The sequence below is a fragment of the Enterobacter cloacae complex sp. IR5459 genome (genome assembly GCF_049238005.1).
GTDB classification, from domain to species: domain Bacteria; phylum Pseudomonadota; class Gammaproteobacteria; order Enterobacterales; family Enterobacteriaceae; genus Enterobacter; species Enterobacter hormaechei_C.
In genome coordinates this window covers 19,334-34,996 of record NZ_JBMKIG010000012.1, presented here as the reverse complement: position 1 = coordinate 34,996, position 15,663 = coordinate 19,334, and the positions used below count along the sequence as shown (strand labels likewise).

Below are 15,663 nucleotides of genomic sequence, written 5' to 3'. Positions count from 1 at the left end.
ATCCCATAAACCAACGCAACACAATTCATACCCTTTCAGTATGTCTCCATATTCATGCAGTTTTGATGGTGCGGAGATTTCATTGAGGAAGTCAGTTTCTATGAAAAATTTGAAAGTCAGCCTGGCCTGGCAGATCCTGCTGGCCCTTGTGCTGGGCATCTTGCTGGGCAGTTACCTCCATTATCATAGCGACAGTCGCGAGTGGCTGATTGCGAACCTTCTCTCCCCTGCGGGCGATATCTTTATTCATCTGATCAAGATGATTGTTGTGCCGATTGTGATCTCGACGCTGGTGGTCGGTATCGCGGGTGTTGGTGATGCGAAACAGTTAGGCCGCATCGGCGTTAAAACCATTCTCTATTTCGAAGTGATCACCACGGTTGCCATCGTTCTTGGCATCACCCTGGCGAACGTGTTCCAGCCTGGTGCCGGGATCGATATGTCGCAGCTGGCGACGGTGGATATTTCGAAATACCAAAGCACAACCGCCGATGTGCAGAGCCATTCGCATGGGTTGATGGGGACTATTCTCTCGCTGGTACCGACCAACATTATCGCGTCCATGGCGAAGGGCGAGATGCTGCCGATCATCTTCTTCTCGGTACTCTTTGGCCTGGGGCTTTCTTCCCTGCCCGCGACGCACCGTGAACCGCTGGTGACCGTGTTCCGCTCTATCTCCGAAACCATGTTCAAAGTCACCCACATGGTGATGCGTTATGCGCCGGTCGGGGTGTTCGCGCTGATTGCGGTGACCGTAGCGAACTTCGGCTTTGCCTCCCTGTGGCCGCTGGCGAAGCTGGTGATTCTGGTGCACTTCGCGATTCTGTTCTTCGCGCTGGTGGTGCTGGGCATTGTGGCGCGCCTGTGCGGGCTCAGCATCTGGATCCTGATCCGCATCCTGAAGGATGAGCTGATTCTGGCGTACTCCACGGCAAGCTCCGAGAGCGTACTGCCGCGTATCATTGAGAAGATGGAGGCCTACGGTGCGCCGGCGTCCATTACCAGCTTCGTTGTACCGACCGGTTACTCCTTCAATCTGGATGGTTCAACGCTGTATCAGAGTATTGCAGCGATCTTTATCGCGCAGCTGTACGGCATTGACCTGTCGCTGTGGCAGGAAATCGTGCTGGTTCTGACGCTGATGGTGACTTCAAAAGGGATCGCAGGCGTGCCGGGCGTCTCCTTCGTGGTGCTGCTGGCGACGCTGGGCAGCGTCGGTATTCCGCTGGAAGGCCTGGCGTTTATTGCCGGTGTGGACCGTATCCTCGACATGGCGCGTACCGCGCTGAACGTGGTGGGTAATGCCCTGGCGGTACTGGTAATCGCTAAGTGGGAACACAAGTTCGACCGTAAAAAAGCGCTGGCGTATGAACGCGAGGTACTGGGTCGTTTTGATAAAACGGCTGACCAGTGATGTAAAAAGCCGGGTGGCGGCTTCGCCTTACCCGGCCTGCATAAGCCGTAGGCCCGGTAAGCGCAGCGCCACCGGGCAACAATTTACTCCCCGCTCAATGCATCAAACTCTTCACACCCGGTATCAAACCCTTCGGTACAGCTCAGGTTTAACCAGTAAAGCGCTTTCTGCTTATTCGGTGTGATAAAGCCTTTCTCACCCTGCCTGAACAGCATTCCTGCCCAGTACTCCGCATAGCCCGTCCGGGACAGAGCCGAACTCCGCTTGAACCACGATGCGGCCTGCACGTCATCCTGAGGAACTTCAACGCCGTTGGCATAGATCAGCCCCAGCAGCTGTTGCGCGTCTACCGCCGAGTCGCTATCGATGTCTTCGGTCGCCGATTGCAGCAGTGCGATGGCCTGCGGGTAGTCGGTTTTGCCCGCCTGCGTGTTCACCAGCACACGCGCCAGCATGATCGCGCCGCGTTTGCTGCCCGCAATGTTTGCCTGTTGGGCCAGGGCTTTAGCCTGCGCATAGTCACCCTGCGAAAAGTGGATTTGCGACAGCAGCGCCATGGCGTCGACATCACCGCCTTTTGCCGCTTTTTCCGCCCACAGCGCCGCCTGCGCGCTGTCGCCGGAACTGAACCAGGTATCGGCGAGATAATACTGCGCGCGCGCATCGCCCGCTTCAGCCTGCTTTTTATACTGGCTGCCTATCTCATCGGCATGGGCAAACGCGGTTAAAAATAACAACATCAGAAAAAGGATTTTCATGGATTCTTATCATCTGGGTACACGCCGCGCAGTATAATCGCGGCGACAGAAGAAAAAAACGGGTGCGTTAAGACCTCAGCATCCCACAAGCCGGGCGGAACACGCGTTCCGCCCGAAGAGGTTAGCCTGCGTTACAGGCTAATTTCGCCGCCACCTCCTGATGTTCACTCTTTATTGAAAACTCGCAGAGCCTGCCGCGAGTAATAAAGGTAAAGATCACTATCGTCAGGCAAACAATAAAGACGATGCCTAACGCAGTTTTTAATGGCGTCATGCCTTTTACTCCTTGTCAAAAAAAGAATAAGAGGCTACTCTCAACTTGTTGGAGTTGAGGGAGTAGCCTCGGGTAAATGAAAATTTCCCGGGGCTTTCTACTTTCTGTCCCTCAACAATGCTCAAGACAGAAAGTCTTAAGCACCCGCCGCACATCTTATCCCTCTGAATTAAAATGCAAAGATGTAATTCTATTCTGCGTAAATTACATTATTTCTGCGAGCCGCTTTCCAGAATAATAATTTCTATTTCTTATGAATTAATCGGAAATAAAAAGGGAGTGAATATATCACTCCCTTTATTCAACGATAAATTAACGGCTTCAACCCATTGCGCTTTCGCGCAGTCGGGCTTTCAGCTTGTTATATTCGTCGATCACATACTGTTCCGCAGCGTGTTGATCCGCAATGGGCTCCACGTTTACGGCGCAGTATTTATACTCCGGCGTTTTGGTTATCGGGCTTAAGTTCTCGGTCACCAGCTCGTTGCAGGCGCCAATCCACCACTGGTAGGTCATATAGACTGCCCCTTTGTTCGGACGGTCGCTGACCTGCGCGCGGGTAATGATGCGGCCTTTACGCGAATTCACCCACACCAGCGCTTCATCTTCAATACCGAGCCGTTCGGCATCGGCGGTGTTGATCTGCGCGTAACCCGGTTCATCCGCCAGCGCCGCCAGCGCGGCGCAGTTGCCGGTCATGGAACGGCAGGAGTAGTGGCCCACTTCACGCACGGTGGAGAGCACCATCGGATACTCGTCGGTGAGCTTATCGATCGGCGCGACCCAGTCGCAGGTGAAGAACTGCGCCAGCCCGTTCGGGGTGTCGAACTTCTCTTTAAAGAGGAATGACGTCCCCTGATCGGATTCTGACTCATCCCGGCACGGCCACTGGATGTAGCCCAGCTCACCCATTTTTTCATAGGTTGCCCCATAAAAGTCCGGGCACAGATGCCGCAACTCGTCCCAGATCTCCTGGGTGTTGTTGTAGTGCATCGGGTAGCCCATGCGGGTGGCGATTTCGCTGATGATCTGCCAGTCCGTTTTCAGATCCCATTTCGGCTCGACGGCCTTGAAGAAGCGCTGGAAGCCGCGGTCTGCCGCCGTATAGACACCTTCATGCTCGCCCCAGGAGGTCGACGGCAAAATCACATCCGCCGCTGCCGCGGTTTTGGTCATAAAGATATCCTGAACAATCACCAGCTCCAGATCCTCAAAGCCTTTGCGCACTGCGGACAGTTCGGCGTCGGTCTGGAGCGGATCTTCACCCATGATGTAGGCCGCACGCACTTCACCGTGCGCCGCGCGGTGCGGCAGCTCGCTGATGCGATACCCGGTGTGTGCCGGCAGGCTCTCCACGCCCCAGGCCTTCGCAAACTTCTCGCGGTTTTCCGGGAATTTGACGTACTGGTAGCCCGGATAGGTGTCCGGCAGCGCGCCCATATCACACGCACCCTGCACGTTATTCTGACCACGCACCGGGTTCACGCCCACATGCGCTTTACCCAGATTGCCGGTCAGCATGGCGAGGCTGGTGAGCGAGCGCACGGTTTCCACGCCCTGGTAGAACTGGGTCACACCCATGCCCCACAGAATAGCGGCGGTTTTCGCCCCGGCATACATTCTGGCCGCTTGACGAATCTCCTGCGCGCTGACGCCGGTTATCGCTTCGACGGATTCAGGCGTATAGCCCTCGACTATTTTCTTATACTCTTCAAAGCCTTCTGTACGGGTCGCGACAAACGCCTGATCGTACAGGTTCTCCTCAATAATGACGTGCCCCATTGCGTTCAACAGCGCGATGTTTGAGCCGTTTTTCAATGCAATGTGCATATCCGCAATGCGCGCGGTTTCAATTTTGCGCGGATCGCAGACGATGATTTTCGCCCCATTCTGTTTAGCGCGAATAACGTGGTTCGCGACGATAGGGTGAGAATCCGCCGGGTTATAGCCGAAGATGAAGACGAGATCGGTATTATCTATCTCGTTGATGGCATTACTCATTGCGCCGTTACCGACCGACTGGTGCAGACCTGCAACCGATGGGCCGTGTCAGACGCGAGCGCAGCAGTCGACGTTATTGGTACCAATAACGGCGCGCGCGAATTTTTGCATCACATAGTTGGTTTCATTCCCGGTTCCGCGTGAGGAGCCGGTGGTCTGAATCGCATCCGGGCCATACTTGGCCTTGATGGCGCTGAGGCGCGTGGCGACGTAATCCAGCGCTTCATTCCAGGAGACGGCTTCCAGCTTGCCGCCGCGCTCGCGGCGGATCATAGGGGTTTTCAGGCGCGGGGTAAGGATTTGGGTATCGTTAATAAAATCCCAGCCGTAATATCCTTTCAGGCACAGCGTGCCCTGATTGGTTTTACCCTGCGCCGCTTCCGCCCGGACGATTTTGCCGTTATTGACCACCAGGTGGATCTTGCAACCTGAGGCACAATAAGGGCAAACCGTGACGACTTTTTTCATCACTTTGCTCCAGTTAAACAGTTCTTACCTGCCCAATATGCAGCTTCTATGCCATGTTTTTATTATGGGTATTTCCTGACTTTACGACCCTTTGCGTGGCAAAACCCTGACGAAAAACAGCCAATCGTCAAAATTGACGTGTCGAAAGGGCAGGGGATGTGACATGGATTGAATTTCCGTCACGTAAAAAACAATTCGGCTGGAGCCGGCGGCAGAATGGTTCAGACTTAACATAATTCCCTGACGGAAGCATGCGATGAAACCGGCGATTCTGGTGGTTGACGATGATGTCGCAGTCTGCGAACTGCTACAGGATGTGCTCAGCGAGCACGTCTTTACCGTACTGACGTGTCACTCTGGGCAGGACGCGGTGAACCGTGTCCAGCAGGACTCCGGCATTGCGCTGGTTCTGCTGGACATGATGCTGCCGGATATCAACGGATTACAGGTTTTACTGCAACTGCAAAAGCAGCGACCATCGCTACCGGTGGTAATGCTGACGGGGCTGGGAAGTGAATCAGATGTGGTCGTCGGGCTGGAAATGGGCGCTGATGATTACATCGGAAAACCGTTCAATCCGCGCGTGGTGGTCGCCCGCGTTAAGGCGGTGCTGCGGCGTACCGGCGTGCTGGACGCGGAGCCTGCCGCGCCGCGCGTTGAAGGTATTGCCTTTAACGGCTGGACGCTGGACACCACCCGCTGCGAGCTGAGCGATCCGCAGCGTAATACCGTGCCGTTAACACAAGGCGAATATGGCCTGCTGCTGGCATTAACGCAAAACGCCCGCCGGGTACTGAGTCGTGAACAGCTGCTGAAGCTGACCCACAGCGAAAGCGCCGAGGTCTTTGACCGCACTATCGACGTGTTGATCATGCGGCTACGGCGAAAAATTGAGGTCAATCCGCACCAGCCTCTGCTGATCAAAACCATTCGCGGTCTGGGCTATGTTTTTGCCACGGACGTTTCCCATCATGAGAAAGCCGCCTGACCGTTCTCCTGAATAAACGCCTGAAGCTCGGCCAGCGTTTTCGCGCCGTCAATTGCATTAGCCGCCAGCAGGCTGGCCCGCGCGCAGGCGTGCGCCAGATAAATACTCTCCGTCAGCGGCAGGGATTCATGGCAGCCGTATAAAAAGCCCGCGCAAAACGCGTCGCCCGCGCCGACGCTGCCGATAATCTCGTCCTGCGTCAGCTTCCACGACGGAACCCATTGCCCTTTTTCACCCGGCGCTTCACCCCATGCCCCTTCCGGACAGTGGATCACCACCCGCTGTCGCACGCCTGCCGCCAGCAGTTGTGTGGCAGCGTCGGCGATATGGGCCATGTTCAGCGCATCATGGCCGTCACGGATCTCAAGCCCGCTAAACTCACCGGCTTCCAGCTCGTTAATCACCAGATAATCAAGATGGCGCAGGGCAGGGAGCACCAGCGGCTGATAGCGCGGATCGCCCTTGCGGGACACCAGATCGAGCGAGGTTTCATACCCCTGATCGCGCATCTGTGCCAGTAACCGCGCGCTGCGGGTGCCAAATTCCTCGTCCGGCATGTCCAGGCTGTCGAGCAGCAGCAGGTAGCCGAGATGGAAGATCTTCAGCGATCCGTCTAAACGATCGAAGGCGGGAAGATCCAACAGGCGGTTGGCGCCCGGCGAGTGGAAAAAAGTGCGCTGTCCGCTGGGGTCGGTCATCACCTGCGACATCGACGTTGGGGCGAACGTTGTACGCTGCACGCGCTGGCGATTGACGTGATACTGGTCGAGCATCGCCAGAATATAGTCTCCGTCGCTGTCTTCCCCAATCAGCCCCACCGCCTGTAACGGCAGGCCGACGTGCATTTTCGCCAGCGTCAGCAGAACGTTGAGCGGCGCACCGCCGGTTGAGCGCTCACTGTGGGTGATTTCCGCCAGCCAGCCGCGCTCCGGCCACTGTACGATCTGGTGGACGTGATCCACCAGCATGTTGCCTGCGGCGATAATCCCTTTGCGTTCCATTATGCCTGCCCCGCGCTGCCGAAGATGCGCATCTGTTCCGCAACCGTATCGGTAATGGCCTCTTCAATGCCCAGCAGCAGCTCTGCAAATTCATCGTACAGCGGCTGGCGGTTTGCCATGCGCTGCTCAACGGCGGCGAGCGCGGCCTGCGACATGCCGGTATAAAAGTTGATTTTATGAATGCCCAGCTCGATGGCGCGGCGGAAATCAGTATCGCTTATGCCAGAGCCGCCGTGTAAAACCAGCGGCAGGCCCGTCTGCTGTCGAATGGCGTCCAGACGCGGGAAATCAAGCTTCGGCTCGCCCTTGTATTTGCCGTGCGCGTTGCCAATGGCGACCGCCAGCGCGTCGATACCGGTTAAATCGACAAACTCGCGCGCCAGCTGCGGATCGGTGAAGAAGGCTTCATCCGCATGCCCGTAAAGCGCACCCCCTTCATCACCCCCGACCGCGCCCAGCTCCGCCTCTACCGAGACGCCCACCGCATGGCACATCTTCACCACTTCCCGCGTCTGGCGGATATTTTCCTCATAGCTCAGCGTCGAGCCGTCGAACATCACCGAGCTGAACCCTAAGCGCAGGGCGCGCACGACGGCCTCAAAATGCAGCCCGTGGTCGAGGTTAAGCACCACGGGAATATCGTGACGGGCGGCTTCGAACTTCACTGCTTCGACAAGCGACTCCAGAGACACGTACTTAAAATGCACTTCGGCGATGTTGATGATAAACGGCGAGCGTTCCTGCTTCGCGGCGGCAAACAGCGCGCGCAGGAAGTGGGAGTCGAGAACGTTGAACGCGCCCAGGGCGTAGCGGTGTTCCCTGGCGTGTGCCAGACCGTCGGCAAGAGAAATCAATGGCATCATTCACTCCTTATATCCGAAACAGGTTGTACTCGTTGCACAGCACCAGCACCGCCGGTTCGTCTTCTTCAATGGTGTTGTAGCGGTCAATGGGCTGTAAAAAGTGGTTGTCGTGTTCATCGTCATTGACCGACGACACTTCGCCCACCAGCACGTCGCCAAAGCCGCGTTCACCCCAGAAACTGTGGTACAGGCCGGGCGTCAGGCAGATGCTCTCCCCTGGTGTGAGGCGCAGCTGGCTGCCGGGCGTGTGCGTCTGCCGACAGCCGTCGACGGTAACGGTCACGTCGGTGTTTTCGGTCTCTTCATGCGCGTCCGCATTCCATAACTCAATAATCAGATTCCCGCCGCCGCGGTTAATGATGTCCTCCCGCTTGCGCCAGTGAAAATGCATCGGCGTCACCTGGCCGTCGCGGACGTGCATGATTTTTTCGGCATAGCACTTTTCATAGGGCACGCCGTTGGGGGAGCCGTTGCGCAGGGTGAACAGCGTTAACCCCTGTGCAGCGAAGTTGTTGCCGCCGAACGCCGTCACGTCCCAGCCGAGCCTGAGGTCAAACACCTCCTGCCATGCGGCCTGGTCAAGCTGCTGCCATTTTGTCGGCGGAAAGCTGGCAAAAGGCGGGAGATGCACGTCGTGCATGGAGAAGAACTGCCGCGTATGGCCGAGGATTTCATTGATGTCGGAGCGTTTCATGGGGACTCCTTGAAAACAGTTCCCTCTCCCTGCGGGAGAGGGAAAAGGATCATTTAACCGTCCACCCCTTATACGTGCCGACGTTCTTTTTATCGATCATCGTCACCGGGATCAGCACAGGCTCTTTCGGCGCAGGTTTGCCCTGAAGAATGTCATAGCCGATCTCCACCGCCTTCGCCGCCATCACCTGCGGATCCTGCGCTGGCGTCGCCACAAACAGGGAGTTTTCGCGCTTCAGGGCTTCTTCACCGTCCGGGCTGCCATCCACACCAACGATAAAGAACTCGTTGCGCTGCGCCTGCTTCGCGGCCAGATCGGCGCCGATCGCGGTAGGATCGTTAATCGCGAATACGCCGTCGATCTTCGGATTAGCCGCCAGCAGGGAGGTCATGACCTCCAGCCCGCCTTCACGGCTGCCTTTGGCGTTCTGGTTATCCGAGAGCACTTTGATATCCGGGTGGCGCCTGAACTCGGTCTGGCAGCCCTCCACGCGGTTTTGTACCGCAGAAACCGGCGGTCCGTTGATGATCACCACGTTGCCTTTACCTTTCAGGCGGTCGGTAATGTAATTACAGGCCATTTCTCCCGCCTGGGTGTTATCGGAGGTGATGGTCGCATCGGCCCCTTCCGCCGCCACGTCAACCGCCACGACCACGATCCCCGCCTCTTTGGCGCGTTTTACCGCCGGGCCGATCCCTTTGGAATCCGCGGCGTTGAGGATGATCATGTCCACTTTCGCCGCAATGAAGTTATCAATCTGCGACACCTGCTGGCCCAGATCGTACCCGCTGGAGACCAGCGTCACCTTGACGTTGTCCCCCGCCAGCTTGCGCGCTTCCAGCTCGGCACCTTTGGTGATCTGCACGAAGAACGGGTTAGCCAGGTCGCCCACCGTCACGCCGATGGATTTCAGATCTTTTGCCTGCGCAAACGGGGTTGCGGCCAGCAGCGCGCCAGCACAGAGCGCGGTCACTAAGGGCTTCAATCTCATGCTGTATTCCTCACGTAGGGTATTGTTGTTATGCACTTTGATGGTGTCGGGTACGGTATTTGTCGATCAGCACCGCAATGATGATCACCGCCCCTTTGATCACCAGCTGCCAGAAGTAGGAGACGCCCATCAGCGTCATGCCGTTGTTGAGGGTGGCGATGATCAAGGCACCGACCAGCGTGCCGGTGATCGTGCCGATCCCGCCGACGAAGCTGGTGCCGCCGAGGATCACCGCCGCAATTGCATCCAGCTCATACCCCGTGCCGAGGTTGCCATTGGCGCTGTAGAGACGTGAAGCGCTCATGACGCCGCCGAGACCGGAGAGCAGGCCGCTCATGCCGTAGACAAACAGCAGCACCAGCCAGACCTTAATGCCCGTTAAGCGCGCCGCCTGCATATTGCCGCCGACCGCATAGATGTGAACGCCGAGGGTTGTGCGACGCAGAATAAACCAGCACACCACAATCACCGCCAGGGCGATCACAACCAGCCAGGGGATCGGGCCGAGGTAGTTATTGCCGATCCACTCGAAGTTGATGTTGGAGTTAATGACCGTCGTGCCGTCCGCCAGCAGGTAGGCCGCGCCGCGCAGCGCCGTGTAGGTGCCGAGCGTGACGATAAATGGCGGAAGTCCGGCGAAGGCCACCAGCGCGCCGTTGAACAGCCCCAGTACCATACCGAGCATTAGCGCCGCCGGAATGGAGAGCATCGCAAATTCAGGGATAAGCGAGACCACCATCGCCGCCACCGCCGTGGTGCCCAGAATCGAGCCCACGGAGAGGTCAATCCCGCCGGTCAGGATGATGAAGGTCATCCCGGCCGCCAGAACAATGTTGATCGACGCCTGCCGGGTAATATTGAGCAGGTTACTTTCTGTGAAAAAGTTCGGAGCGATAAAGCCAAATACAGCCACAATCAGGATTAAAATCGGCAAAATGCCGATCGTTTGCATCAGATCGCTCATCAGCATTTTTTTGGCAGAGGCGGATTTCGCCACCTGCTGCGGATGGGTTGGAGTTGTCATAATTACACCGCCTGATGATGTGTGTCGTTCACGCCGGTTGCCAGCGTCATGATGTTTTCCTGAGAGATGTCGCGCCCGTGCAGTTCACCCGCAATGCTGCCTTCCCGCATCACGTACACCCGGTCGCTCATTCCTACTACTTCCGGCAGCTCGCTGGAGATCATCAGGATCGCCACCCCTTTGCGCGCCATCTGGTTCATGATGCGGTAGATCTCGCTTTTTGCCCCGACGTCCACGCCGCGCGTGGGTTCGTCCAGAATCAGAATGCGCGGGCCTATCGCCACCCAGCGGGAGATCAGCAGTTTTTGCTGGTTGCCGCCGGAGAGCCCGCCTGCGCGCACCTGAGAATGCGGCACGCGGATATTGAGCAGGGCGATGGCGTCATCGGAAATCGACTGCGCTTTTTTGCGGTTCAGCCAGCCGAAGGTGGCGTCGCGCTCCAGCGTCGCCATGGTGATGTTCTCCTGCGCCGCCAGCTCCAGAAATAGCCCCTGCTCCTTGCGGTTCTCGGTGAGAAAACCGATGCCGTTCTCAATGGCCGCGCGCGGGGAGTGGATCACCACCGGTTCGCCGTCCACTTCAATCATGCCGCCGGTGGCTTTGCGCACGCCGAAGATCAGCTGCGCCAGCTCAGAACGCCCGGCGCCGACCAGCCCTGCCAGCCCGACGATTTCACCGGAGCGCACCTGCAAACTGCACGGCTGCACTTTTTTGCCATCCGTGAGGTGATGCACGTTCAGACGCGGGCTGCCGAGCGGAATATCGCGCTCTTTGTTAAACAGGTCGCTTAACGGACGACCCACCATCATGCGCACCAGCTCGGAGGCGTTGAGCTTGTCGCGCGTCAGGCTGCCGACGTATTGCCCGTCGCGTAGCACGCTGACGCGATCGGAAAGCTCATACACTTCCGCCATGCGGTGGCTGATGTAGATAATCGCCATCCCTTCATCGCGCAGGCGCAAAATCAGTTCGAACAGACGGTGGGTTTCGCGTGAGGAGAGGGCGGCGGTAGGTTCGTCCATCACCAGAATGCGGCTGTTGCGGTGCAGCGCGCGGGCGATCTCCACCTGCTGTTGCTCGGCGATGGTCAGTTTCATGACCAGGTCGGTGGCGCTGAACTGCGCGCCCAGACGGTCAATGACCGCCTGGGCCTGGGCAGCCATCTCTTTGCGCTGGACCAGCCCGCCGCGCGACAGCTCGCTACCGAGAAAAATGTTTTCCGCCACGGTCAGGTTAGGAGCAAGCTGCATCTCCTGATAAATCAGGGTAATGCCTGCGGCCAGCGCATCCTTCGGCCCTTTGATGTGAAACGGCTGACCGTCGATGAGGATGTCGCCGCTGCTGGCGGTATAGGCGCCTGCGAGGATCTTCATCAGCGTGCTCTTTCCGGCGCCGTTTTCCCCCATCAGCGCGTGGATCTCACCGGGGAAAACCGTCAAATCCACGCCCTTGAGCGCGTGGAAATTGCCAAAGGTTTTGGCAATGTGGCGCATCTCTAAAACCGGGGTTCTGCTCATGGCGGATCTCCTGTGAATGTCGATATCTGCACTTCATCACAGGCGCGTAAATGCAAAATGTCAGAAGCTGTTCATATTTGTCATAGTTATGAATAGCTAATCGCCATCACATTTTCCTTTTCCCTCTCCCTGTGGGAAGAGGGCCAGGGTGAGGGCACCAAACCGCAGAGGAGCCCAAACCCATGCCATCACGCCCCCCGTTCTTCACCAGCGCCCGCGGTCGCCTGCTGATATTTAACCTGCTGGTGGTGGCGGTAACGCTGATGGTCAGCGGCGTGGCGGTGCTCGGCTTTCGTCATGCCAGCCAGATCCAGGAGCAGGTGCAGCAGCAAACGCTGGATGACATGACCGGCAGCATGAACCTCGCGCGCGACACGGCCAATGTGGCAACGGCGGCGGTGCGGCTGTCGCAGGTGGTCGGTGCGCTGGAGTACAAAGGCGAAGCTGAGCGGCTTAAACAGACGCAAATGGCGCTGCGCCACTCGCTGGAGCAGCTTGCCGATGCGCCGCTGGCGCAGCAGGAGCCGGCGCTGGTGACGCGTATTATTCGCAGGAGCAATGAGTTACAGCAGAGCGTGACGGGAATGCTGGAGCGCGGGCAAAAACGGCATCTGGAGCGTAACGCGCTGCTCAGCGCGCTGTATCAAAGCCAAAGCTACCTGCGTCATTTGCAGGATATCAACCGTCGTTACGCGAGCAATGTGCCAGACGCCCGGCAGCTTGCAGAGATGGACAGGCTGATCGTTGCCGCCATTGATACCCCTTCACCGCGCGCCACGGTGCAGCAGCTGGATGCAGTAACCGCGATGTTACCCGCGAGCGCCCTGCAACCGGTGGTCAACCTGGTGCTCCCGGATTTTAATGATGAGCTGCGCAAGCTCGCGCCACTGTCGAAGCAGCTGGAAGAGAGCGATCTGTCCATCAGCTGGTACATGTTCCACATCAAGGCGCTGGTAGCGATATTAAACCGCGACATCAATCAGTACGTTGAACAGGTGGCGCAGGCCTCCCGGCTGCGTACCGCCCAAAGTCACCAGGAGCTGCGCTCCATCAGCGTGTTTATCAGCGTTTTCGCGGTGCTGGCGCTGATCATCACCGGCTGCGCCTGCTGGTATATTTATCGCAATCTGGGCTCCAACCTGACGGCTATCTCAAGGGCAATGTCGCGTCTCGCTCACGGAGAGCAGAATGTGTCGGTGCCCGCACTACAGCGGCGTGATGAGCTGGGGGAACTGGCGCGCGCGTTTAACGTTTTTGCACGCAATACCGCTTCGCTGGAGCACACCACGCGGCTGCTTAAGGAGAAGACCTCGCAGATGGAGGTCGACCGCATCGAACGTCAGGGGCTGGAGGAGGCGCTGCTGCACAGCCAGAAAATGAAGGCGGTCGGGCAACTGACGGGCGGTCTGGCGCATGATTTTAATAACCTGCTGGCGGTGATTATCGGCAGTCTGGAGCTGACCGATTCAGCGTCACCGGACGCGCCGCGCATCACTCGTGCGCTCAAAGCCGCGGAACGCGGGGCCATGCTCACCCAGCGTCTGCTGGCCTTCTCGCGCAAGCAATCCCTGCAACCCCATGCGGTAGAGATGAAGCCGCTGCTGGAGAACCTGAGCGAGCTGATGCGGCACTCCCTTCCCGCCACGCTGACGCTGGATATTGAAGCGCAAACCCCGGCCTGGCCCGCATGGATTGACGTCAGCCAGCTGGAAAACGCCATTATCAACCTGGTGATGAACGCCCGTGATGCAATGGAGGGGCAAAACGGTGTGATTAAAATCCGCACCTGGAACCAGCGTGTGACCCGCAGCGACGGGCGCAGGCAGGATATGGTCGCGCTGGAGGTGATTGACCACGGCTGTGGGATGTCGCAGGAGGTGAAATCGCAGGTCTTTGAACCGTTCTTCACCACCAAACAGACCGGCAGCGGCAGCGGATTAGGGCTGTCGATGGTGTACGGCTTTGTGCGTCAGTCCGGGGGGCGCGTTGAGATCGAAAGCGCGCCGGGGCAGGGAACCACCGTGCGGCTCCAGCTGCCGCGCTCGACGCTGCCCGCGTTCTCCAATGATGCCGCGCTGGCGACCACGGCCCCGACAGAAAGTGAGCTGCTTGTGCTGGTCCTGGAAGATGAGGCGGGCGTGCGGCATACCCTGTGTGAGCAACTGCACCAGCTTGGCTACCTGACGCTCGAAGCCGAAAACGGCGAGCAGGCGCTGAACATGCTGGACGCATCACCGGATATCGGCATGTTTATCAGCGACCTGATGCTGCCGGGCGGCCTGAGCGGTGCGGAGGTGATCGGCCATGTACGCAGCCACTATCCGCAGTTGCCGGTGCTGCTGATCAGCGGGCAGGATTTGCGCCCGGCGCATAACCCACAGCTGCCGGACGTTCCGTTACTGCGTAAGCCGTTTACCCGCCAGCAGCTGGCGCAGGCACTGCGGAAGGTGATGGTAATTTGAGATTCCTCCGCTACTCCCGTTAACAGCCAGTCATTACTTTAAGGCCAGTTCACCTGCGAGTCTGGCCTTATGAAACGTTACTCTACCGCTCTGTTATTGGGTCTGCTGACTTTAACCAGCCAACTGGCGCATGCCGATGTGATTGATGACGCCATTGGCAACATTCAGCAGGCGATCAACGATGCCTACAACCCCAGCAGCAGCCGTAATGACGATGACGACGATCGTTACGACCGCAGCCGTCAAATCGACAGCCGACAGTACGACGATCGTCGTCGGCAGCTCGAAGACAGACGCCGCCGTTTAGACGAGCGTCAGCGTCAGTTGGACGACGACAGGCGTCGGTTAGAAGAGGACGAGCGCAGGTTGGAAGACGATTACGATCGCGGCTAAGTGCGGCCTGTTGCCCTCACCCCAACCCTCTCCCACGGGAGAGGGAGAAAACCTAATCCAGCACCATCACCATCCCGTCATACCCCGCTTCAATGCCGGACGGCAGCGGGTTATCCATCATCCACACGTCAAACTGATGGCTGATATGCGTCAGGATCACCTGCGGACAGCCAATCACCTCGTTCAGCGCAATCACCGTATTCAAATCACAATGGTTGCGCGGCGTCTCCGGGCGCGGTTCATGGCTACAGTCGATAATCATCGCCTGCGGCTGATTGTTTAGCAGAAACGTCACCGTTTTATCCGGCAGTCCGGCGGTATCAGAAAGCCACGCCACGCGGCTGTGGGCGGACTCCAGCAGATAGCCAAACGTGAGTTTTGAATGGTTGAGCGGCAGCGGCGTCACCCGCAGGCCCTGTAGCTCAAACATCACGAACGGCTCGACCGTGTGGCTGAAATCCAGAAGGCCCGGATGTTTGAACAGGTCGTCACAGCCTGCGTCGTCCGGCGGACCGTAAACCGGAATGGTCGCCCCCACGCCCCAGCGCAGAGGAAACAGCCCCTGAACGTGATCCATATGATAATGGGTAAGCAAAAACTGCCTGAAACTCCCCGCGGGCCAGTCGTCCATCAGGTGTGGAATACCCGCGTCCAGCAAGGTGACCGCATCGTTGAATTTCACCGCCGCGCTACAGGGGCGACGGCGATAATTTTCCTGTAAACGCGCCCGTCGGCACGCCGCGCAGTCGCAGCCAAACACCGGCACCAGCTGCGCCCCTCCGGTTCCTGTCAGCGTGATCGTCAGACTCATAACG

Annotated in this window: 14 protein-coding genes; 4 read left to right on the top strand and 10 right to left on the bottom strand. The window is 58.0% G+C overall.

What is annotated here, in order from left to right:
- The first annotated feature begins 100 nt into the window (after positions 1-100).
- Positions 101-1,414 carry a glutamate/aspartate:proton symporter GltP gene (gene gltP / locus ACOTX4_RS20870; protein ID WP_003860256.1) on the top strand — a complete coding sequence of 438 codons (1,314 nt, stop codon included), beginning with the start codon at positions 101-103 and terminating at the stop codon, positions 1,412-1,414.
- 83 nt (positions 1,415-1,497) lie between these two features.
- Here gltP and ACOTX4_RS20865 read toward each other — a convergent pair whose 3' ends face one another.
- The 3 genes from ACOTX4_RS20865 to fdhF all read right to left on the bottom strand — a co-directional run bounded on the left by ACOTX4_RS20865 (position 1,498) and on the right by fdhF (position 4,915).
- Positions 1,498-2,172, bottom strand: coding sequence for a tetratricopeptide repeat protein (locus ACOTX4_RS20865; RefSeq protein ID WP_003860254.1), 675 nt, complete (start codon positions 2,170-2,172; stop codon positions 1,498-1,500).
- A gap of 121 nt (positions 2,173-2,293) precedes the next feature.
- Positions 2,294-2,446 (bottom strand): Hok/Gef family protein, encoded by a 153-nt coding sequence (locus ACOTX4_RS20860; RefSeq protein ID WP_003860252.1) that lies wholly within the window; start codon positions 2,444-2,446, stop codon positions 2,294-2,296.
- Between the two features lie 321 nt (positions 2,447-2,767).
- Complete coding sequence (gene fdhF / locus ACOTX4_RS20855; protein ID WP_080336071.1) at positions 2,768-4,915, bottom strand: formate dehydrogenase subunit alpha; 2,148 nt, start codon at positions 4,913-4,915, stop codon at positions 2,768-2,770.
- Positions 4,916-5,171: 256 nt separating this feature from the next.
- Between fdhF and ACOTX4_RS20850 the strand changes: the two genes are divergently transcribed.
- Positions 5,172-5,903 (top strand): response regulator, encoded by a 732-nt coding sequence (locus tag ACOTX4_RS20850; protein ID WP_045331377.1) that lies wholly within the window; start codon positions 5,172-5,174, stop codon positions 5,901-5,903.
- Here ACOTX4_RS20850 and ACOTX4_RS20845 read toward each other — a convergent pair.
- Genes ACOTX4_RS20845 through ACOTX4_RS20820 form a run of 6 tightly spaced genes read right to left on the bottom strand, consistent with a single transcriptional unit; the run spans position 5,885 to position 11,993 of the window.
- The gene (locus ACOTX4_RS20845; RefSeq protein WP_003860244.1) at positions 5,885-6,904 is read right to left on the bottom strand and encodes a carbohydrate kinase family protein; all 1,020 of its coding nucleotides are present in this window, start codon (positions 6,902-6,904) and stop codon (positions 5,885-5,887) included. The genes ACOTX4_RS20850 and ACOTX4_RS20845 overlap by 19 nt on opposite strands.
- Complete coding sequence (locus ACOTX4_RS20840) at positions 6,904-7,764, bottom strand: ketose 1,6-bisphosphate aldolase (protein WP_003860242.1); 861 nt, start codon at positions 7,762-7,764, stop codon at positions 6,904-6,906. Before ACOTX4_RS20840 ends, ACOTX4_RS20845 begins: the two co-directional genes overlap by 1 nt.
- A gap of 10 nt (positions 7,765-7,774) precedes the next feature.
- Positions 7,775-8,461 (bottom strand): D-lyxose/D-mannose family sugar isomerase, encoded by a 687-nt coding sequence (locus ACOTX4_RS20835; RefSeq protein WP_045331380.1) that lies wholly within the window; start codon positions 8,459-8,461, stop codon positions 7,775-7,777.
- 49 nt (positions 8,462-8,510) lie between these two features.
- Entirely contained in the window at positions 8,511-9,452 is a 942-nt protein-coding gene (locus tag ACOTX4_RS20830) for an ABC transporter substrate-binding protein (RefSeq protein WP_045331383.1), read from the bottom strand.
- A 28-nt stretch (positions 9,453-9,480) separates the two neighbouring features.
- Positions 9,481-10,476 (bottom strand): ABC transporter permease subunit, encoded by a 996-nt coding sequence (locus ACOTX4_RS20825; protein WP_003860239.1) that lies wholly within the window; start codon positions 10,474-10,476, stop codon positions 9,481-9,483.
- Positions 10,477-10,478: 2 nt separating this feature from the next.
- A complete protein-coding gene (locus ACOTX4_RS20820; protein ID WP_003860238.1) occupies positions 10,479-11,993 on the bottom strand; it encodes a sugar ABC transporter ATP-binding protein in 1,515 nt (504 codons plus the stop codon).
- Between the two features lie 182 nt (positions 11,994-12,175).
- Here ACOTX4_RS20820 and ACOTX4_RS20815 point away from each other — a divergent pair, with 182 nt between their 5' ends.
- Positions 12,176-14,455, top strand: a complete 2,280-nt coding sequence (locus ACOTX4_RS20815) for a hybrid sensor histidine kinase/response regulator (protein WP_045346539.1) — start codon at positions 12,176-12,178, stop codon at positions 14,453-14,455.
- Positions 14,456-14,524: 69 nt separating this feature from the next.
- A complete protein-coding gene (gene yjdP, locus ACOTX4_RS20810) occupies positions 14,525-14,848 on the top strand; it encodes a DDRRRQL repeat protein YjdP (protein ID WP_003860236.1) in 324 nt (107 codons plus the stop codon).
- 52 nt (positions 14,849-14,900) lie between these two features.
- Here the strand turns inward: yjdP and phnP are convergent, their stop codons facing one another.
- The gene (gene phnP / locus ACOTX4_RS20805; protein WP_063938432.1) at positions 14,901-15,659 is read right to left on the bottom strand and encodes a phosphonate metabolism protein PhnP; all 759 of its coding nucleotides are present in this window, start codon (positions 15,657-15,659) and stop codon (positions 14,901-14,903) included.
- Positions 15,660-15,663 lie beyond the last annotated feature (4 nt).